This is a genomic window from Amycolatopsis sp. NPDC004378 (assembly GCF_053602455.1).
Window position 1 is genome coordinate 224522 of the sequence record NZ_JBSGDR010000010.1, and the last position, 19692, is coordinate 244213.

Here is a 19692-nt window from a genome sequence, read left to right on the forward strand (position 1 = left end):
CTCGTGGATCTCGATGTCTTCCAACGTGATGCCCTGACCATCCTGTACTGGCATCGGCTGGTGTCGACGGAGCAAGTCCGGCGGCTGCTGGCACCTGCGCTGTCGCCGGTCTCCGTCCGCGCAAAGCTCGCTGGCTTGCGACGTGCCGGGTTGGCCGACCGGATCACGCGCGAGCACCGCCCTCGCACCTGGCACGTCACACCGGAAGGAGCCGAAGCGGTGGAGGCGGCAGGCGAGATCGACGCCCGAACCTACCGCCTGCCAGGCACCGTCGTCGCGCACCTGCTGCAGGAGCACACGCTCGACGTCGTCGAAACCGGTCTCGCGTTCGTCGAGTGCGCTCGGCGCCGAGGTGACGAATGCGGTCCGCTGTCCTGGACGCCGGAGGTCGCGCATCCCTTCCAAAGCGAACCGCGTCGCGGGGTGGTGATCTCCGACGCGGTCCTGCACTACGTGCTCGAGGAGGCCGGACGCCGGTCTCAGCGAACGCTCTTCATCGAACTGGACCGGGCCACGATGCCGGTGGCGCGGCTGGCCCGCAAGCTCGTCGGCTACGTCCGCTACCACGACCACGCGCCCGCGGGCACCGGCGGCCGGCTGCAGTGGCGGCAGCGCTACCCACGGTTCCCGCGGCTGCTGATCGTCCTTTCCGGGGCCCAGCCGCACGTGCTCGAGCGTCGGCTGGCCGACCTGCGGGCCCACGCTCAGGCCATGCCGGCGGTGAGCACCGCCGCGGGACGCGTGGACATGATCGCCACTACGTTGCCCCGTCTTCGGGCCGACGGTCCGGTGTCCCCGGTGGCGATGCCGTTGCTGGGCGATCCGCGCTGGGTCACGGTGTTCGGCAGGCTGTCGTGACCGGCGTCGTCGAGCAGTTCGGGCTGTCGCCACGGCTGCGACAGCGCCGGTTCGCGCTGTTGCCGCTTCGTGGTGACGGGACGCCGTTCACCGAGCTGCAGGGCCGGTTGCCGGGCGACAGCACGACGCCCGCGGACCTCGCCGACCTGATTTCCTCCATCGGGACGGTCGGTGTGCTGCAGCCGGTGCTCGTCGAGGAGATCGACAAGGGTGACGGTACGCACCCGTCGATGAAGCTGGCCGCGGGGGAGCGGCGGCTGCGCGCCTGCCGGTGGGGTGCGGTGAATCGGCCTGATAACCCGCACTTTGCCGCGCTGCCCGCGGTGGTCTGTCCGGGGCCGCTGTCGGACGAGGAGCGCCGGATCTGGCAGCTGGTCGAGAACCTCGCCCGGGAAAACCTGCGACCCGGCGAGCTCGCGGCCGCGCTGGTGCTCGACCGCTGTGCTGTTCTGCTGGGCAAGCTCCTGGCCGGCGGCCACGCGGTCCCAGCTGATGTCTACGCGATCGACGACCCGATCGCCCGGTTCGCCGCCATGGAGCGTATCCGTGGGAACGACAATCGCTCCGCTGCCCCGTGGGCCGAGGTCCTGAGCCGGCTCGGTCTGCAGCTGAGTCCGCGCAAGGCACGTGAACTCGTCCGGGCGTTCGCCGAGATGCCCCGCGACGTCGCTGAGGAGATGGATGAAGCCAAGGTGTCCCTGCACACCCGCATCCGGTTCATCGAGCTGCGCCGGGGCCGGGAGCAAGCCGCGCACGACATCTGGGCCGCGGTGAAGGAGGCCGGGCGCACTCGGTTATTGCCCTCCGCACTCGCCGCCGCGATTGCCGACGACGAGCTGAGCGCAGAGCAAGCGCTGGGCGAAGCCGAGCGAGTCCAGGAGCAAGCCGACGCTTCCCGCGCCGACAAGCTCCGCGGGAAGAACGACACGCAGGTCACCGGCGTCGACGCCCGGCTCCTGGAGCGCGCTATCGGTGCCCTCCGCCAGTTGCTTCTCGCGCTTGTTCAAGGGGCCGAGCTGGGTGAGCACGACCGTGGCTCGGTCGCGCTGCTGCTGGATCAGCTGCTCGACGTCATCCACAAAGGAGCAGCAGCATGAGCACGTTCCTCGGCATGCCCACCGCTCCGGCTGCGCGCTGCGATTGCAGGAACTGCCCCTGGTATGCGGACGCGGATCCGGCGGTCGCGATCGCGCCGTTGTGCTCCGGCTGCAACTCCGACTGCGCGTACTGCGGCTGCGCCCGCTCGGACTGCCGGGCGTGCCCGATCCGCTGCGGCTCGCGCACCGACATCGACGCCTGGATGCGTGACGTCGGCGGCACGCTCGAGTTCGACGACCTCGCCGTCGGCACGCCGCTTCCGGCGTTGATCCCGGCCTTCATCCCGCAGGTGGACGGATCCGGCGCGGCCGGCCTCGACGAGGTCGTGAAGTGGCCGGCGTACGCGGTCGGTCTGCGACGGGTGTTTTCTCCTCGGACGCACACGCTGTACCCGCGTTGGACCGATGGCCGGACCGCGGCCCAGGTCCTCGAGGTCCCGGACACCACTCTGACCGTCCTGAGCGGATACGGAGAAGACCCGCTCGTCGAAGCGTTCTGGACCGCCCGAAACCGGGACGACCTCATCGGCCGGATCGCCGACCTGCGATTCGGCCTGGTGCTGGCGCCGAACTACTCGATCTACGGAAACTGGCCCCGAGCCGAGCACCTGATCAACATGCGCCGCTCGCTGATCATCGCCGCCGAGTTCGCCGCGGCCGGCGTTCCGACCGTCCCGAACCTCTACTGGTACCGCCTGGAAGACCTGCGCCGTCAGACGGATTGGATCGCCCAGACCGGAACGGCGGCGATCGCGGTCAACGTCCAGACCGTGCGCGAGAACAGCAACTGGCAAACCTGGGTGCTTCCCGGCCTGTCCTGGCTGGCTGAAAACCTTCCCACAGACGTCGTCGTGGTCCTGACCGGACTGTCCCGCCGCGACCGCGTCGATACCGCGCTCGAGCTGTTCGGTGACCGGCTCGTCGTGGTCAGTCAGAACCCGGCGCAGTACGCGCTGCACGGCGCCGTGATTACCGAGACCGGCCGCCACGACGTCCATGCCCGCATTCCCGACGCCTTCGCCCGCTCCGTCCGGTTCATGGCGTCCCTGCTGCCCCACGGCACCGTCACCACCAGGACGGCTGCGTGATGGCGCGGCACATCTGGGTCCTGCTGGGCTGGTCATCGCAGCACGGTGTGGCGAGCACCCCGGTCGGCGTCCTCGGCCTCGACGTGGCGGAGGTGTTCGTTGAATGGGTCCCGCGAGAGCCCGCCGCGGGCCGGACCTGGCGGGAACGGCTGGTCGGCGCAGGCGCCGCCGGGGTCGCGGAGCGGATCGCCGGGTGGGCCGAGACGCCGATCGCGCCGGCAGTGCGAGTGGAACCGCTTCTGGACACCGCGCTCGCAGACGTGGTTCGGGCGCAGCTGGACGACGTTCTCGGATCGGCACGCTGACCGGCGGCGGGCATGGGAACGAACGCGAAAGCCGGCCACGCCCCCTACACGGTTGCACCCACCGGTCCGTCGGACGAGGCGCCGGCGTCGGCAGATGACGCGATCCTGCAGCACCTCGCCGCGGTGTGCGCCTACGCCGTGGAGCCGGCGAACGCTGCCGAGGAGAACCTCAAGTTCGTGGCGGGCATCGTGGCCGGCGGCATCGACCCGGACGACCCGCTCGGCCCACCCGCGATCGACCTGCCGGACGACCCAGTTGAGAGCTACGGCGTGTTCTCCGCCGCCGTCGCCTCCGCGCTCGCCGCGGAGAGTCAGCTCTCCGACACCGCGGCGGGCCCGTACCAGCAGCAGCTGCAGGCGCTCACCGCCGAGTACCTGGCCGGCCTGACGCCCGAGGATCTTGAGGCGGCCGCGGCTGCGTCCGGGTTCGAGAACCCGGAGCTGGTCGGGTTCACCGGGCACGCGCCCCACCCGCTCGCGGTGTGGCTTGACCCGTCCATCCCGGCCGACGCCGAGGCCAAGAAGAAGATCCAAGCCCTCGCGCAGGCCCGCCACGACGCCTTGTGCGCCGGAGCGGAGATCAACGGCAAGGCACTTAGCCAGTGGGACCTCGCCGCAGCGTCATCAACGCTGCCGGAGGGGTTCGACAGCTGGCCGGCGACCGAAGCTGACCTCGCCGAAGTCCAGTACGACTTCGACACCGCCGCGACCGTGGTCGCCCACTTCGGCACCGACGCGAAACCCGAGCAGATCGCCCAGCTGCTGCGCCTGGAAAACCGGATCGCCACTGCACAAAGCTTCGAGACGGGTGTCGACTACGGCACCGCCACTGCGGCGGCCCGCCACCACGTCGACGGACTGCTCGGCGCCGTCACCGTCACCCAGCTCAGCAGTGCCGTGGCAGAAGCCAAACACCATGGACAAATTACCGACGCTCAGCTGCAGACGCTCGATGCACATCAAGTCCTGCAGCTGATGCGCGCGTCTACGTCGGCGGTCGAGCGCCAGGACATCGCCGACACCGTCGCCGCACGAACAGCGTTGCTGACCAATTCCGCCACCTGCGCCGCGAACGTCAGCGCCGCGCTCGAAGCCGGTCCGGTCGATGCGTCGAACGCCGGAGCGCTGGTGCAGGAGCTGCGGGCGATCGCCGAGGTTCACACGGCTGCCGCGTCATGGGACACGTTCACCGCGGCTCCGCTGAACCAAGCGGTAATGCACGCCGGCCACGCGAAGGTGCTCGCGTGGGCCGACGAGCTGAAGGTCGGCGCTTTGCGGAAGTTCTTCAGCGACACGGGCGTCACGACCGCGGCGCAAGCCGCCGTAGCGACCAAGTCCCAGCTCGGCAAGCTGCTGCAGGCCCACCTGAACAACTCGAGCGCGGTCGTCACCGCGGTCAAGAACGAGCTGCCGGCACCGAAACCGGCGGCCGAGCCCCTAGACGCGCCAGCTCCCAAGCCCGCGGAAGCGACGCCGAGCGCGAAGCTGAGCAGCCGGTTCGGGATGCAGCACGCCCAACTGGTCGCCGCGCTGCAGCAGGCCCAGGCCGCCCACGCTGCCGTCCCGAAGCCGATGGACGCCGCTGCGGTCGCGGCGTGGGACTTTGGGCCGGGAACGCCGGCGAACCTCGGTGGCACGCATCCCAAGACCCTCCACACCGGTCCCGACGGCAGCACCTGGATCGCGAAACGCGAAGGCAAGCCGCACGCCGGCGCCATCACCCACACCGAGGCTGCCGCCTCGCGTCTCGCCGCGCGAGCCGGGCTTCCCGTCGTCCCGGTCTACGCCACGAAGGTCGACGGCCACCCCGTCAGCGTCCAGCCCCTGCTGGCCGGCGCGAAGCCGATCTCGGGCAGCGCGTCGAGCTGGTCGCAGGCCGACGTCGACGAGATCGTCCGGCTGCACGTCACGAGCTGGGCGCTGGGCAACCACGATGCCCACCACGACAACGTCCTGCGCACCGGCACCGGTGGCCTTGTCCCCATCGACCAGGGCCAGGCCTTCAAGAACTTCGGCCACGACAAGCTGAAGCTCGGCTATCGTCCCAGCACCACAGCCGTCTACCACCAGGTCTACGACGCCCACCTCGCCGGCCAGCTGGGCAAGGGCGTGCAGGTGAACCCGGCCGCGGCGCACTCGGTCATCCGCCGGCTGGAAGCCGTCCCTGACGCCGAATGGCGCGCCACCCTGCACACCGTCGCCCACGCCGGCGCCGCGCAGAACCTGACCTGGGTCGCGCCGATGCGGGCGCGCGCGGCGAAGACCCATGGCATCGCCGAGTCCGCCGTCACCACCAAGCAGATCGCCGAGGCCTTCCTCGACCATGCTGTCGAGCGGAAGAACAACCTGCGGCGCGACTTCGTCGAGTTCTTCACCGGCGACCTGAAGATCGCCTCCGCAGCGGCCCTGCAGCACCTCGGCAAAGGCTGATGGGCACCAACGCCAAGACCGCGCACACCCCGTACGCCCTCGCGCCCGCCGGCAGCGACCAACCGGACGAGGGCGACGAGCCGATTCAGACTGATCCTGACGTCGGCGAACTGCCACCGCCGGTCGTCGACGAGCCAGTGCCGCTCGAACCGGGCCAGCTCCCGGTGACGCCGATCCCGCTGACCCCGGACGTCGGGCACGCCTACGGCGAACCCGTCCTCGTCGGCGGCGCCGACCTGCTCGCCTCGACCGCCACGCTGGTCAGCTACGCCGGCGACCACGGTCCCCGCACCGTGCTGCACGCCCGCGTCGACGAGGACGCCGAGGCCAAGCTCCTGGACGCGCTGAACATCAGCCCGGAGATGGTCCCGGCGCAGGTCGAGCAGCAGGTCACCGGCCGGCTGCCGATCGACGAGCAGCACAGCGTCGCCGAGAAGATCATCACCGCGGCCAAGAGCGTCAACCACCACATCGCCAACGGCACCCTCACCGCCGGCGGCGCGACCCCGGGAACGACCGCGGCGAAGATCGACGCCGCGGAGACCGCCATCGGCGGGCTCGCGGAGGGCCTCGGTGACGCCTCGCCTGTCGAGCAGGCGATGCTCGACCACTACGTGGCCCAGTTCCAGGCCGTCCAGCACGCCGTCTCCTCCGGCATGCCGGTGGACCACGTCACGCCGTTCCTGCACGAGGGCACCGCAGTGGTCACCGTCATGGTCCCGGCGCTACCGCCGGAGGCGTTCGGTGGCGCTGCGGTCGCGGTGCTGCGCGATGCGACCCGGATCAAGCCGACACTGGACGCCGACACCGGGCAGGCCAGCTGGGACGGCGGCCGCACGACCGGCGTGCTGGGCAAGGAGTACGCGATCGACCTCGGCGAGGGTTACCAGGCGGTGTATCGGCCCTACGGCGTCAACGACCCGGCGAAGAGCGAGTACAGCCTGCGCGGCCGGCTCGAGATCATCGCGCCCGCAGGGGAGGGGCACGGGCCCGACGTCGTCCGTCGGCTCGGTCAGCTGAATCTCGCGAACCGGCCGATGACCCGTGATGAGGGGGAGTACAGCTACCTCGCCGCCAATGTCACGGCGCAAAGCCTGGGCGCGCATGCCGAGGTTGCGGCCGCGCAGGTCACCGGGGATCACCTCGAGGAGATGGTCCGGCAGGAGATCTTCCACGAACGCGCCCACCAGGCGGTCGGCATGAGCGACGCGCAACTGGCGAAGTTCGCCAAGGACATCCAGCTCGAGGCGCACACCCGCGCGTTGCCGGCGAAGGTGCAGGTGCTGCGCGACGCGGTCGCCAAGGTGACCGGCTTCGCCGACGGGTTCGCGCTCGCGTCGAGCCCTGGCTACGACCCGGCGCCACGGCGCTCGGCCGGCTGGCTCTCGTGGACGCGCTTCGACATCGGCAACGCCACAGACAAGCTCAAAGCCGCGACCTCCGGCCGGTCACTGGCCCATTCGACGTCCTTCGCCGGACTGAAGGCGATGCTCGCTACCGGCGTCCTGGCTTCCACCGAGCGTCGCGCGACGATGGGCACCGGCACCGGAATCGGGAAAAGCGAGGACGCGGACAAGCTCACCGGCGGAGCGAGCTCGGTATTCCTGCGGATGCGGCCGAGTTCCTCGCTCAAGGGCTCGGCCACCCTGATCTGGGATCAGCCGGAGCGGCTCCTGGCTCGCGCCGACTACTACGGCGCCAACGCCGACACCTTCGGCGTGGTCAACCCGGCCAAGGCCGGCGAGTACGCCAAAGCGCCGCTGACTCGGAATCCGTTCAAAATCGCGAAGTTCGGCAACGCCGCCAACGAGGTCATGTTCGCCGACGGCATCGACCTGCTCGGCGCCGAAGGCCCCAGCCGCATCCTGTGCAAGAACGCCGCGCAACGCGACGAGATCACGGCGCTCCTGCACGGCAAGGGTGTCACCAGCATCGCCGGAAAACCGATCGAGGAGGTCGTCACGACATGAAGCACCTGACCGATGACCGGTTCTGGAACAGGCTTCGCGAGTTGCTTCTCGGCAGCGGCCGAACCGTCGATGACGACCTGCCGGGAGCTGAATTGGTCGTGTTCGAGGGCGGAGCCGAGGTCTTTCGCGCTGCACTCGCGCGGCATGCCCGTCGTGACCGTGACGACTCGGCAGTCATCTGGATCCGCCCGCTCGTCGCGCCTGCGGCCTCGCACGACGGGCTGCCGGCCTTTGACCCTGCCGTCGTGCGCCGCCGAGCGCTTCACGTCGCAGGCGCTCGAATCGACGGGGACGGACTGGCGCTCGACCTACTCAGGGGCCAGCACGCGCGAATCGAACCCGCACGCGACGACTGTCTCGCAAGGCTGCAGGACTTCGACACCTGGATGACCACTCTCGATCTCGAGCAACGCACTGACATCGAGAGGCTCGAGCACGACTGAATTCCGTCTCGCCGGCTGCGACGTGTCTTCACCGAATGAGGCGGTGAGGCCACATGCGAGAAGTCACGCCGACACCCAGGGCTGTCGAATGGGTCACCCATCACGGCGAGGCCCACGGCCACCTGCTCATCCGGGCCGGGACCCTCGGCGAGATCATCCGCCGCGTCCAGTCCACGCCGGGTACCGGGCAGACGCGCCTGAAGATCCACCCCGGTTGGTGGCGCACCGAACGCTGCCGATGCCGGCAGACCCTGGCCAGTTCGAACCACCCAGCCTGGCACTACCGCCCGGCCGCGCCGACAGATGACGGTGCGTGGCGCGGTGCTGAAGTCCGGCTGGTCCTCTCACACCCCGGACGGCCCTGAATCAGCGGGCCTGGACCGCAGCCCTGTCTTCGTCGCATCGATGGTTCGCCGGCAGGAGGCAAACATGGACGAGTACACCGAGGACGATCTCGACAACGCCGCCACCTGCGCGGCCCAAAGCTACGACCTGGACCAGGACGAGGCACGGCGCTTGGTCGACCTGGTCGCCACAGCGCTCGGCGACGGCGGCGACGCGATCGACGACGCCGCCTGGGACGTGCAAGACCGCGACGTGCGGATCGACGGCCAGGACTTCGTCGAGGACGTCGCGACGAACCTGGGCTTCGACTTGCCATGACTGCCGACTTGGACGACAGTGCCGAGAACTACCTGGTGCTGCAACGGAAGGGACAGCTGTTCCCGGCGGTCACCCTCGCCGCTTATCGGCTGCACCGCATCCCGGTCTGGCGCGACCGGGCACCGGTCGATCCGCAGCCGGCGTTCGACGCGCTGGAGGACGCTGTCGTTCAGGCCACGTTCTTCGGAGGCGACAACCTCAACGCCGTCCTCGAAAGACTGCTTGCCGCAGCGCGATCTTTTGTGGACACGGTCCGGATGATCCAGGACGCCAGCCGTCCAGGATTTGGCGGCACCGTGCAGGAAGATTACCGTGGTGACGACGAGGCTGCCCGCCAGAGACTCCAGAACACGATCGAGAGCTTCGTGACCGTCGCGCGCGCCGATCTGCACATTGAGGGAATTTGGCGGTCAGCGTTCGGTGATTCGCCAGCGACGTGACGAATGGTCCCACGTCGCTTCCGTGTAGAGCCCCGGTTGAAGTCCGGGAAGCCGGTGTCGGTCGTGAGGTTGGGGATTAGGCAGTCTTGCAGGCCGGGCCGGTACCCATGTGGACTTCCTCTTCAATCGCGAGGGCGGTCGAGCGGAGTGTCCACGAGGTTCACCTTCTTGGAGATCTGAACCGGCGCGTCGGCGGGTCCGCGCCAATGCCCGGCGACGGGCGTGAGTTTCCGAAGCTGCCGACCGGGCCCGTAAGCCTGCCGCCGGAAGAACGGAGCGACCGGGAACCGCACACTCACGGTCCGACCCGACGGTTCACCCCGTCGCGCGGGCTTCGAGGACGTCCGATGCCGCACCGACACGACCCGCACCGGTGACGTCGCGTGCCCTGCATGTTCAGCCCGAACGCGCTGAGTGCGGCGCAGGTGTTCTTCCGTAGTGTCCGTCAACGTGTTGGGATTGCAGAAGATCCAACCCGCATGGACGGTTTGCAGCCAGGTGATCGTCGTTTCGGCGGCCGCGATCTTGCTCGGGTCGATCGATCGGATGCGTGGCAGAGACTTGTCGATTGTCGGCGCGGTCGCGCCCCACGGCATGTAGATTTCGTTGTCCCACGTCAGTTCGGCGTGTTGACGTCGGGCCAAGAGCTCAGCTTCGCGCTCGGTGGCGCCGGCTTCGCGGGCCAGCCTCTTGGTCGCTGCGAAGTCCGTGACACTCCAGAAGCTCAACCACAGTCCGCCGGTCTCGCTGGTCAGCAGTTCGGTGCCGCCCCATGACACGCCGACGATGTCGATCCGCTTGCCGTCCGTTTCTCGGATGTACTCGGCCATCGGCTCGGCGAACAGCATGAAGCCGGTCGGTGCGGGCAGGTCGTGCGGCTGGATCTCCCACTTGTCCTGCAGGCTCGGCGCCGCTTGGCGGACGAGCTTCGTGATGTCGGCGGTCACGTAGAACAGCTGCGCGTCGCAGAGCCGCTGCTGCTCATCGGTCAGCAGGAGCACGGACCAACTTCCGGGTCAGCGTTTGGCCGGAGGGTGCCGCGTCCCTGTCGCAGCGCTTCCGCGGTGAACAGGTAGGCGTACTCGGTTTGCAGATAGTCGGCGAGATGCTCGCGCAGAGCAGGCAGCTCCCGCGGCGCGGGTGGCCGCCATTGTGCTGGATCGGGATTCGGTGTCATCGCAGCCTCCATCAAAAACCTTGTGTACTTAGTATTCGTGATCTACAGTAGGCAAACTGCGAGTACTAAGTCAACAAGGATTCTTTGGAGGGCGCGATGAACCACCGAGCCGGCACGGCCGGACCAGGAAACCCGATCAACGCCGAGTGCCACGCCCTGAAGATCGCCGTCGAGGTAGCCCAGGCATGGCACAAGGGCGGCGGCCCCGACCGGCCGGAAGTGCCGCTGGGTGTCGTCGCCACACTGGCGCTCACCGGCCTGGCGACACGCCGGAAAGCCGACGTCGCGGACTGGGTCCGAGGCCGGTCGCCAGCCGAGTTCCTCGGGTTGGCCCGGTGGGTGTGGCGGGCGGTGCTGGTGCAGCGACCGGACGTCCTGCGCATGGCCGCGCCCATCGTGGGCTGGCTCCACGGGGAGGGTGAGCAGCTGGCCGGCCGCATCAAACGCACCGCCGACGCCGCCCTCGCTGCAGGACAACTCGAGCTGACCGGTGGCGACCGCCGGTTCGACGCCGACCTGCTCGGGCCGGTCCTCGGCGCGCTGCGATCCCAGGCGGCCACGAAGGTCGACGCCCAGATGTACACCCCGGGAGACGTCGCCCTCGCTCTGACCTCGGTCATGCTCGGTGACGTCAAGCCGGGTCAGGTCTTCGTCGACGACACGGTCGGCACCGGCGGGCTCTTCCGTGCGGCAGCGCAGGTGATCCGCAATTGTGGCCTGGACCCGGCGGCGTTGACTTGGTACGGCGCCGACGTCGACGAGCTGGCGGTCGCCGCCGCCGCGGTCAACAGCGTGATCTGGCAGCTTGGCCCGAACGTCGTTCTCTACGTCGGCGACCCGCTCGCCGAACCGGACTGGTCAGCCGCAGCTACCCAGCAGAAGGTGCAGTTCCAGCGGGAGGTCCACGCCTTGCGGGGCGTGCTGGCGGCGCTGGACCTGGAGAACACGCCGCGATAAATGCCCAGGTCACGCCCGGAATCCCTGCTAGGTTCGCCGGGTGGGCGACGGCCAGCGCAAGATCACCGACGGTCCTCCGGCGGACCCGGACACGACTTACCGCTACGCCGACATGGTCGAAATCGCCGGCTGGTTCGGCATCACCCACCGCGCGGTCGCCAACTGGCGCAACCGCTACGCCGACACTCACCCCTTCCCGGAGCCTGACGTCATCATCGGCCGCACCCCGGGGTGGGCGCGGGAACGCAAGTCCGAGATCGAGACATGGGCGGCCGGTCGGCCCGGCCCGGGAGCCGGAGGCGGACGGCCGCGGAAGTTGTGAAGGCCCACTCCGCGACCTCCCTCCGGCGGCCAAGACGTCTCTGAACAGATCACGCGCGGCGTGACGCTGGTGGGTTCTGGAAGACCCGGAAGCGGTCGGGCAGAGCTCATGTCTACGTTGGCGATAGGTGAAACGCTCGCCCTGGTCGGATCCGCTCCGGTCGACCAGCGTCCGTTGCGCGGGCCGCAGGTGCCGTCGATACGCGTGCCCGCCCTCAATCCCCCTGGCAAGGCTGGTGGGGAGACCGAGTCGACGTCGGCAACGGTGTCGTGCTCGGGCTGACCAAGAGGGCCGAAAAGCGCACTGGTGACGGCGTCTGTCGACCTCGACCTGGCGGGGTACGGTTCGCTGCGTGACGGCCTGCTCAAGGTAGCCGCCGAAAACCTGCCTCGGCTCGTCGCCGACGTCAACGCCCTGGTGATCGACGCGCTCCTCGCCGCCGACGGTTCGGCGCGCCACCAGGCACGTTGGCGGTCGGGCTCGACAGCGCGCCGACGTCCCGGTTACGTGTCAGGCGGGATTTCTGGGCGCCGTCGGGGCGTCCCCGGCCAGCTCCGCGGGGTCGGCATCCTCGGACGGCTGTTGCCAGCGGAAGACTCCGGCCCCTTGCGCGTAAGCCAGGTGGCCGCCCCACGCGCCGCCGGCGCTTGCCACGGCGAGGCCGAGGGCACCCAGTAGCCTGCCTCCGGCGACTCGGCCGCGGGTGCGAGCGAGGTAGGACGCGCCGAACAGCGTGGTCGCCGCCGCGTTGCAGCCCGCGTGCACCAGACCGACGCGCCGTTGCCGGGCATCGAGGTCGGCGTACTCGGCCCAGCCGAGCGCTATCGCGGGCGGCGTGGCCAGCAATCCGGCCGCGACCAGCCGGCGTGCTGTGTCCTGCTGTCCGGGAACCAGGTCGAACGCTGCGGAGCACAGCCAGGCGCCGATCGGGACCGTGACGGCAAGCGGGTGCAGCGGATGACCGAGTGGACGTCCACGCAGCAGCCGCCCGAGGGCACTGCCGGCCGGGCGCCGCACCAGCCGGGCGATTCCGGCAGCGGGACGGTCGAGGGCCCGAGCGTCTTCGACGGCTCGCAGCGCCCGGTGGGCGGGCTTGATCTGAGCTTCGTGTGCGGCGTCCATGGGGTCCCGGCTACCCAGCCGGTCGCCGGTCAACCACCGAGGACCGGCGATCTTCGGTCACTTTCAGGCTGCTCCGGCAGCGTTTGCCTCGTGCGGTTCGGCGGCGGATGGCCGGGTACGGCGCGCCCGCCACTGGGCGCGCCGTACGCGGGTCTCACGACGACCGCACGTTCTGCTGCGCTTCCTGGGCGCGGTCGGTGACATCACCGGTCGCCGAGCGGGCTTCCTCCTGCACCGTCGACGCGCTGCCGGCAGCTTCGGACTTCACCGATTCGACCGTGTGCTGCGTCGGCGCGCGCAGGTTGTCCTTCAGTTCCTCCGTCGCGTGCTGGGCGACCGGGGCCAGCTGCTCGCGGGCCAGATCCGTCGCCTGGCCCGCCAGCTCGCGCTCCGGCTCGCTCGCCGGGAGCAAGGACGACACCAGCCAGCCGGCGCCGAAGGCGATCAGGCCGGCCGCCAGAGGGTTGCCCCGGGCGCCGCTGCGGATCTGCTGGGGGCGTCGGACACCGCGTCCGCCGCCGAATTCACCTTGTCCTGCGCCGTCGTCGCGACCGAGCCGACCTTGTCGCCGGCGGCCGACACGTGGTGGTCCGCGGTACCCATTACGCGCTCCTTGGCGGTGCCGAACGCCGAACGCACCCGGCCGATCCGGCGGAACTCGCTGCGCCCGGTCGCGTACAGCACCGCGCCCGCGATCGCCCACCCCGCGGCGACGATGAGCGCGGTCCAGCATCCGTCCATGATGTTCTCGAAGCCCTGCCACAGCGCGACCGATAGGAACAGCAGCACCATGTAGGCGGCGAACCCGGCGCCGCCGAACATGCCGGCGCTTTTGGCGGCCTTGCTCGCTTCGGCCTTGGCCAGCTCGACCTCCTGGCGCACCAACGTGGAGATCCGCATGACGTTCGACAGCAGCTCGCCGACCGAGGTGTCGGCGACGTCGGCGGGCGAGCTCGCCTGCGGGGCGGGGCCGGGTGGCTGGGTCATCACGGCACCTGCCCGGGCGCTGTGTGCCGGCTGGGCTGCGGCAGGGGTTCCGGCGCCGGGTACCCGCCCGGCTGAGGCGCGGTGAAACCGGCGGGGGTGATCGGCGGCGCGTCGAACTCACCGGGCCTCGGCGCGATGAGACCGTCGGGACCGACCGGACCGCCCGGCTGAGGCGCCGAGTACCCGCCCGGGGCGACCGGCGGCGTCCGGGCCGGGTGCCGGGGGCACCGGCGGAATTCCGGCAGGTCCGGGGTGCGGCGGCGGGTGGCCGCGGCCGCGCGGCTGTCCGGCGCGTGACCGGAGGTCTCCTGCTGCTGGGCGACGACACCGCGCGCGAACCGGCCGACGATGGCACCGGCGACCGCCGCGCCCACTAGGAACGTCCCGGGACGGCGGCGGGCGAAGCGGCGCACCTCGTCGAGCAGGTCGCCTGGTTCGCGGTGCTCCAGCCAGTCCGCGACCGACCGCGTCCGGCCCGAGACCTGCCGCGCGACGTCGGCGGCGACGCCGGGGGAGTCGGTCTGCTCGGCCATCCGATCCAGCTCGGCCGCCAGCTGGTGGAGACTTTCGGCCGCCTTCCGCTGGTCGTCCCGCGCCTGGGACTGGAGCTGTTCGCGGCCTTCGCGGAGCAGGTCGCGCGCATCCTGCTGGGCGTGCTGCGCGACGTGCTTCCCTTCCTGCGCGGCGGTTTGCGCGAGGTGGCCACCACGGTCGGCGGCCGTGGTGGCCACCTCGTGGGCTTCGTCCTTGGCGATTTCCGTCGTCGGTGGCGGTGACTGGCCGCCGGATCCCTGTGTCATCTCGATCTCCTTACGGGAAGGGCACTTCCGTTGCACTCGGCTTCGTAGAGCGGCGGGCTACCCGGGCGTTACCGGCATAAACTGGCACGCGTGTCCGGCCGGAATGGGGTAGCCCGTCAACGGGCGCCTCAGAAGCATCTGCGGTTCGCCCCGGTGGAGGTACGAGGCCGTCAGGTGGCGATGGCGAACAGCCCGGCCGGCCCGAGCACGTACAAGATCAAGACGACGAGCGAATCCAGACCCATCCGGGCGCGCCGCCGTCGGGGGCGGAAGAGAAGCCGGCGGCGTAGACGAGGGTCAGGAGCGCGGCCAGAGCGGTGAGATAGATGTCGGTGTTCTGCGCCTGGGGCAGCACGGCCTTGCCGGACAGCAGCGTGGCGGCCGGGAACAGCGCCGGCAGGAAGATGTCACTGACCGCGTGCTGGTAGTCGCCGTGCTTGACCGAGGCCGGGCCGGTGGAAATCTCCGGCAAGGACGTCACAGCGGCCAGCACCGTGGCGCCGAACAACACGCCCGACAGACCGATGTGGTCGGCGATGGCATCCCCGCTGCGTTCCAGGAAGACCCCGGCGACCAGGATGACCAGGGCCGCGGCGGCGAAGATCGACGCCGCTTTGGTGGTGCTCGTGCCTTTCGCGGTGGCCTGCTGCTCGGTGTGGCCGCGCTTGTGCCCGCGTGGGCGGTCCTGTCCGTCGGGTGCCTGCCCGGACTCCTGCCACGGCAGTGACCGTCCGGCGCGGCGCAGCAGGAACAGCCCGGCGACCCAGAGCCCGGCGATCAGCACCTGGCCCGGCGTCAGCCGGAACGCGATGAGGTTCACGGGCAGTTGGGTACCGGCGATGACGACCGCCAGCACGGCGACCGCCAGGAGTGCTTCGAGGACGAAGACCAGTGAGGCGGCGCGGTAGGTCAGCGGCCAGTCACCGCGCACGCCGGCGACGTCCAGCACGACCAGGACGACGGTTTGAGGGCGATACCGCCCAGGATGTTGCCGACCGCGACTCCGACGTTGCCCGACAGCGACGCCGAGGCCACGATCGCGATCTCCGGCGGGTTCGTGGCCACCGCCAGCAGGATCAGCCTGCCCAGCGCCGACCCCAGGTGCAGCCGCGTGGACAGCACATCGGTCTGGTTCGACAAGAAGATCCCGGCTATCCAGATCGCGGCCCCGGCTCCGACGAAGATCAGCAAGAGAAACGGCAACGGAACACCGGACACACGCTCGTGGGTTACCGTGCCCGGGCGCTTTGCACGTGCGGATGTCGGCGCGGCGGTTGTCCGGCGGGCGCCGGCGGCCGATGCCGTGTTCGCCATGACACTGGTCGTCACGTGATCGCCCGGAGCGGTTCTCTCCGTCACCGATCGCCAAGGTCGGCGCCGAGACCGCGTATTACGTCGGCGACGTCATCAAGCTGGCGTTGGGCATTTCAATGGTGAGGCGCCCGCGTCCGAGAGGTAGCGCGAGCTCGCAGGCAAGACCGACCAGCGCGGTTAACGGTCCGCTAACCGGGAACGTCGTGGTTTCGCTTCCCTCGAAGCCACGACCTGACCGAAGGATCCCCGTGTTCCGTCACACCAAGCTGCTTCAGTTCGAAGCCAAGCCCGAAAAGCCCGACGCCGTCAACGCCCACAAGTTGCAGGAGCTGATCGGCGGCGGGTTCGGCGAGATGAGCGTGACGATGCAGTACCTTTTCCAGGGCTGGAACTGCCGCATCGAAGGCAAGTGCAAGGACCTCATCATGGACACCGCGACCGAGGAGATCGGGCACGTCGAAATGCTCGCCACCATGGTCGCCCAGCTGCTCGAAGGCGCTCCGGCGACCGTCACGGCCGACGCGGTCAAAGATCCCGTGATGGCCGCGATGGTCGGTGTGATGGACGTGCAGCAGGCCATCGTCGCCGGTGGTGGGGCGCTGCCGGCCGACAGCAACGGCACCCCGTGGAACGGCAAGTACATCGTCGCCTCCGGCAACCTGCTCGCCGACCTTCGCGCCAACGTCGCGGCGGAGGCGCAGGGCCGTCTGCAGACCGCGCGGCTCTACAACATGACCGAAGATGCAGGCGTGAAGGCGATGCTGCAGTTCAACCTCGCCCGCAACACAGTGCACCAAAAGCACTAGCTGCAATCGAGGAGCTGAAGGCCGACGGGCTCGAAGAAACCATCGCGCCCAACGCCCTGCTCGACGAAGAGAACCAGACCCACAACCACACGATCTGGCACCTGTCCGACGGCCCCGACGGCGCCAAGGGCGCCAGCCGGACCACCGACGCCGGCGTCGAGTACCTCATGGAGCCCGAACCGCTCGGCGGCCCCGGTACCGCACCCAAGCCCGACCCGGCGCTCTACGGCACCTACGCCCCGCTGCAAGACGCCAAGGGCACTGCGAAGGGGAAGGCCAAGTCGGCCAAGAACAAGCTGACCTGACGGCAGTGCGAACGGTACGGGTCGCAGGCGTGACCCGCACCGTCATGCCTTCGGCCAAGGTGAGAGTTACAGCGATCAGCTCAAGTTGTCGGAAATAGCGCCGCGTGCCCGGACAAGTGCCGAGACGCTTTAGGAGATCGCGGACACCAGGGAAAGCCGCACCAGACCGACACTGGGCCTGGGCACGTCGACGAAAGGTCGCGCGACCGTCCAAGAGCGACGGTCGAAACTCCGCCCGTCTTCGATCCTTGGCGAACCGCAACGTCGAGTGAGCACACCTGAGGATGTCAGGCGGCTCGCCAGCTCGCAGCGGCTGAGTGCTGCGGGCGACAAGCCGTGCAGATCATGGTTTTCCCAGCAAGTCTCCGGTGCTGGACACGATCCGCCTGACATGCAGTGCATGCTGGCCGCATCGCGAACACGGGATGGGTTGCTGCGATGGCTGATTTCGATCCGGTCCGGCATGGGGCACCTTCCTCGGGCGTCGATCGCCGACGGCTACCCGAGCCGCCGGACGACATGCCCCTTGCGGTCTAGTTCTTCCGAATGGCTTAATTCGATGTTCAAGTCGAGAGACGGTTCCGAGATGGACCACGAGGTCGCTGTCGGTGTTGCTGCCGAGGAGCAGCAGTCGGCCGAACTTCGGGTTTGCGTCGGCGGTCGACGTTTACTGAACCGGACGCTTGCGCCGGCTCGTGGAGTACGCCTGTAAGCAATGCCAGAGTTCGCACTGCGGCCGCACCGCACGAACTCGACACGGTCGTCGATGCTCAGCGCCTGCACGCGGCTGACGGCGTGATCGATCGCGGCGTGCAAGGTCCGCGTGCCTGCCGCCGCCAGGAACTGCAGCTCGGATAGATCGATCACGATCACTTCGGGCCGCTGGACCCGAGCCAGTGCGGTGCTCACCGCCTGGTGTGAACCGGAGGACGTTCCCATGAGTAGCCCACCTTCGCGCGACGGGAACCATGCATGCAGGCTGGGAATTCAACTGATGGACCCAGGTTAGCTCCGCTCGCGCGGCGGGGGAGCTGGTGCGCAACGTCATCGAGCACCCGTCGTCGGGACCCGAGCTTGCGGCTCGAGCTGCGCGTGGCGGCTGCTGTTGGTGGCCGTGGCCGATGACAACGACGGACTCGCAGTGCTGCTCGACCGGGCCGACGCCCGTGATCCGGGCCTCGGGCTGCGGATCGTGGCCGCCGCCGCGCAATGTTGGGCAGCAGCCGCCGCTGGTCGGGCGGGAAGATCGTGTGGGCGGTCGTCACGCCTCGATCACCCGAGGACCGGTGCTGTTGTGATGCCAGGCGAACCGACTCCGTTCGCGCTCGGATCTTCGCCCGGTCCGCCGCGGTCAGGTCGCGCCGGATCGGCGCCCGTCTCCGCTGTTGTGCGTAGCCAGTCGAGCAGTGTCATGTAGACGGTGTCGTCGTGGAGCAGGCTGAAGTGGTGCAGGCCGCCGAGCCAGGCCGTGTCGGCGGCTTCGGCCAGGTCGTCGTCGGTGACCGGGGACACGAGGAGATCGCCGACGACGCGGCCCCAGCTGCTTCCTTCGGCCCGGGACAGTGTCGCGGATACGAACAGCCGACGGATCCTCGTGTCGTCGTCCGGCTGCCGCGTCGGTGGGGATTTGGCACCGGTCGCCCATTGCGTGCGGTGGACGTAGCCGTGGGCGAGGTCTTGGATGCCGTCGCTGCGGATCGCGAGCAGGCGGGCAAGGGGAGCGGTCAGGGAGGACTTGCTCAGCAGCCGGGCGAGCTGGGCGACGCGGCGTTCCAGCGGCGCTCCGGTGTGCGGGGTGCCCAGACACACCAGTCGGCTCGCGCGAGACAACCACGGCGAGTTGCGTTCTTGCGCCTGATACAGGGCACTTCGGGCGACCAGGCCGCCCATTGAGTGTCCGATGAGGACGATTTCGGTCACGGATATGGGCCACGCGGCGACCAGCCGGGTCAGGAGTGTGACGAGGTCGCCGCCGTTGTCAGAGACGTGTCGGCCGGAGTTGTAGCGCACGTAGACGGAGCTGGTGTCCAAGTCCTCGGCGAGGCGTGCGCCGAAGCCGGTGCCGCGGAACCAGCACCGCTCGGTTTCGACCAGTCCGTGCAGGAAGACCACCAGGCGACCCTTGGCGTCGGGGAAGGCGGTCATCAGGGAGCGGTTGTCGAGGCCGACCGGTCGGCGGTGGGTGCGGACCGTCATCTCCGCTTCGTGTTCGACCGTGGGGAGGTGTGCTCCGAACATGCCGTGGGCGAGGGCGGTGGCGTAGTGGGCGGGAGGCGATTCGAGGAGGGAGGCGGCCCAGTAGGCCGGGGTGAGCGGCGCAGGCAGCCGGGAAGTCGCCTGGGCGAGGGCCGTGAGACCGCTCGCCGTCTCGCTGAGCGCCGAAGTAGCTTTCTTGATCATGCGGTTTCCCTTCGTGCCGAGTCGCCGCAGGACCGGCAAACCTCGACGATTGGCTACCCACCTCGGAGCGCGTCATGCGGGTCGTCCTCGTCCTTCGACGTGATGCTCGGCGCACAGCAACCGGAGACGGCGTTCGCCACCGCCGACTGAAGCCAACGGCGCATCCAGCAGCTACCTCTACGACGCCGACGGCAACCTCCTCATCACC

General features: G+C 69.4%; 20 protein-coding genes and 1 pseudogene. 12 read left to right on the forward strand and 9 right to left on the reverse strand.

Translation table 11 applies throughout. The features are described from left to right. Positions 1 to 3: 3 nt before the first annotated feature. The 9 genes from ACWEN0_RS27940 (at position 4) to ACWEN0_RS27980 (ending at position 9294) form a co-directional block, all read left to right on the forward strand. On the forward strand, positions 4 to 858 hold the full coding sequence (locus ACWEN0_RS27940) for a replication-relaxation family protein (RefSeq protein WP_451979632.1): 855 nt from the start codon (positions 4 to 6) through the stop codon (positions 856 to 858). Beyond that, on the forward strand, positions 855 to 1955 hold the full coding sequence (locus ACWEN0_RS27945; RefSeq protein ID WP_451979635.1) for a ParB/RepB/Spo0J family partition protein: 1101 nt from the start codon (positions 855 to 857) through the stop codon (positions 1953 to 1955). The genes ACWEN0_RS27940 and ACWEN0_RS27945 overlap by 4 nt, the downstream gene beginning before the upstream one ends. Next, positions 1952 to 3043 (forward strand): DUF4417 domain-containing protein, encoded by a 1092-nt coding sequence (locus ACWEN0_RS27950; RefSeq protein WP_451979638.1) that lies wholly within the window; start codon positions 1952 to 1954, stop codon positions 3041 to 3043. The genes ACWEN0_RS27945 and ACWEN0_RS27950 overlap by 4 nt, the downstream gene beginning before the upstream one ends. Continuing rightward, the gene (locus tag ACWEN0_RS27955; RefSeq protein ID WP_451979641.1) at positions 3043 to 3348 is read left to right on the forward strand and encodes a hypothetical protein; all 306 of its coding nucleotides are present in this window, start codon (positions 3043 to 3045) and stop codon (positions 3346 to 3348) included. Before ACWEN0_RS27950 ends, ACWEN0_RS27955 begins: the two co-directional genes overlap by 1 nt. A 12-nt stretch (positions 3349 to 3360) precedes the next feature. Next, positions 3361 to 5778 (forward strand): hypothetical protein, encoded by a 2418-nt coding sequence (locus ACWEN0_RS27960; protein ID WP_451979644.1) that lies wholly within the window; start codon positions 3361 to 3363, stop codon positions 5776 to 5778. Beyond that, the gene (locus tag ACWEN0_RS27965) at positions 5778 to 7748 is read left to right on the forward strand and encodes a hypothetical protein (RefSeq protein WP_451979647.1); all 1971 of its coding nucleotides are present in this window, start codon (positions 5778 to 5780) and stop codon (positions 7746 to 7748) included. The genes ACWEN0_RS27960 and ACWEN0_RS27965 overlap by 1 nt, the downstream gene beginning before the upstream one ends. Then, positions 7745 to 8191 carry a hypothetical protein gene (locus ACWEN0_RS27970; protein ID WP_451979650.1) on the forward strand — a complete coding sequence of 149 codons (447 nt, stop codon included), beginning with the start codon at positions 7745 to 7747 and terminating at the stop codon, positions 8189 to 8191. The genes ACWEN0_RS27965 and ACWEN0_RS27970 overlap by 4 nt, the downstream gene beginning before the upstream one ends. Before the next feature lie 429 nt (positions 8192 to 8620). Beyond that, the gene (locus tag ACWEN0_RS27975) at positions 8621 to 8854 is read left to right on the forward strand and encodes a hypothetical protein (protein ID WP_451979653.1); all 234 of its coding nucleotides are present in this window, start codon (positions 8621 to 8623) and stop codon (positions 8852 to 8854) included. 8 nt (positions 8855 to 8862) lie between these two features. Next, on the forward strand, positions 8863 to 9294 hold the full coding sequence (locus tag ACWEN0_RS27980; protein ID WP_451979656.1) for a hypothetical protein: 432 nt from the start codon (positions 8863 to 8865) through the stop codon (positions 9292 to 9294). A gap of 122 nt (positions 9295 to 9416) precedes the next feature. Here the strand turns inward: ACWEN0_RS27980 and ACWEN0_RS27985 are convergent, their stop codons facing one another. Further along, complete coding sequence (locus tag ACWEN0_RS27985) at positions 9417 to 10295, reverse strand: hypothetical protein (protein WP_451979659.1); 879 nt, start codon at positions 10293 to 10295, stop codon at positions 9417 to 9419. A 272-nt stretch (positions 10296 to 10567) separates the two neighbouring features. Between ACWEN0_RS27985 and ACWEN0_RS27990 the strand changes: the two genes are divergently transcribed. After that, positions 10568 to 11428, forward strand: coding sequence for an N-6 DNA methylase (locus ACWEN0_RS27990; RefSeq protein WP_451979662.1), 861 nt, complete (start codon positions 10568 to 10570; stop codon positions 11426 to 11428). 40 nt (positions 11429 to 11468) lie between these two features. Then, positions 11469 to 11750 (forward strand): hypothetical protein, encoded by a 282-nt coding sequence (locus tag ACWEN0_RS27995; RefSeq protein ID WP_451979665.1) that lies wholly within the window; start codon positions 11469 to 11471, stop codon positions 11748 to 11750. A gap of 510 nt (positions 11751 to 12260) precedes the next feature. On the opposite strand, the gene ACWEN0_RS28000 is transcribed toward ACWEN0_RS27995, so the two are convergent. The 6 genes from ACWEN0_RS28000 to ACWEN0_RS28025 all read right to left on the reverse strand — a co-directional run bounded on the left by ACWEN0_RS28000 (position 12261) and on the right by ACWEN0_RS28025 (position 15988). Further along, entirely contained in the window at positions 12261 to 12872 is a 612-nt protein-coding gene (locus ACWEN0_RS28000) for a DUF2231 domain-containing protein (RefSeq protein ID WP_451979668.1), read from the reverse strand. 154 nt (positions 12873 to 13026) lie between these two features. Continuing rightward, a complete protein-coding gene (locus tag ACWEN0_RS28005; protein ID WP_451979671.1) occupies positions 13027 to 13293 on the reverse strand; it encodes a hypothetical protein in 267 nt (88 codons plus the stop codon). Positions 13294 to 13316: 23 nt separating this feature from the next. After that, on the reverse strand, positions 13317 to 13859 hold the full coding sequence (locus ACWEN0_RS28010; protein WP_451979674.1) for a phage holin family protein: 543 nt from the start codon (positions 13857 to 13859) through the stop codon (positions 13317 to 13319). Then, the gene (locus tag ACWEN0_RS28015) at positions 13859 to 14659 is read right to left on the reverse strand and encodes a hypothetical protein (protein ID WP_451979677.1); all 801 of its coding nucleotides are present in this window, start codon (positions 14657 to 14659) and stop codon (positions 13859 to 13861) included. Before ACWEN0_RS28015 ends, ACWEN0_RS28010 begins: the two co-directional genes overlap by 1 nt. A gap of 217 nt (positions 14660 to 14876) precedes the next feature. After that, complete coding sequence (locus ACWEN0_RS28020) at positions 14877 to 15608, reverse strand: hypothetical protein (protein ID WP_451979680.1); 732 nt, start codon at positions 15606 to 15608, stop codon at positions 14877 to 14879. Continuing rightward, entirely contained in the window at positions 15569 to 15988 is a 420-nt protein-coding gene (locus tag ACWEN0_RS28025) for a hypothetical protein (protein WP_451979683.1), read from the reverse strand. The genes ACWEN0_RS28020 and ACWEN0_RS28025 overlap by 40 nt, the downstream gene beginning before the upstream one ends. A gap of 233 nt (positions 15989 to 16221) precedes the next feature. Here ACWEN0_RS28025 and ACWEN0_RS28030 point away from each other — a divergent pair. Beyond that, positions 16222 to 17084 (forward strand): annotated as a pseudogene (locus tag ACWEN0_RS28030) (manganese catalase family protein). A 498-nt stretch (positions 17085 to 17582) separates the two neighbouring features. Here ACWEN0_RS28030 and ACWEN0_RS28035 read toward each other — a convergent pair. Both ACWEN0_RS28035 and ACWEN0_RS28040 read right to left on the reverse strand, forming a co-directional pair. Then, complete coding sequence (locus ACWEN0_RS28035; protein WP_451979685.1) at positions 17583 to 17993, reverse strand: hypothetical protein; 411 nt, start codon at positions 17991 to 17993, stop codon at positions 17583 to 17585. 363 nt (positions 17994 to 18356) lie between these two features. Next, a complete protein-coding gene (locus ACWEN0_RS28040; protein ID WP_451979687.1) occupies positions 18357 to 19484 on the reverse strand; it encodes a lipase family alpha/beta hydrolase in 1128 nt (375 codons plus the stop codon). Positions 19485 to 19692 lie beyond the last annotated feature (208 nt).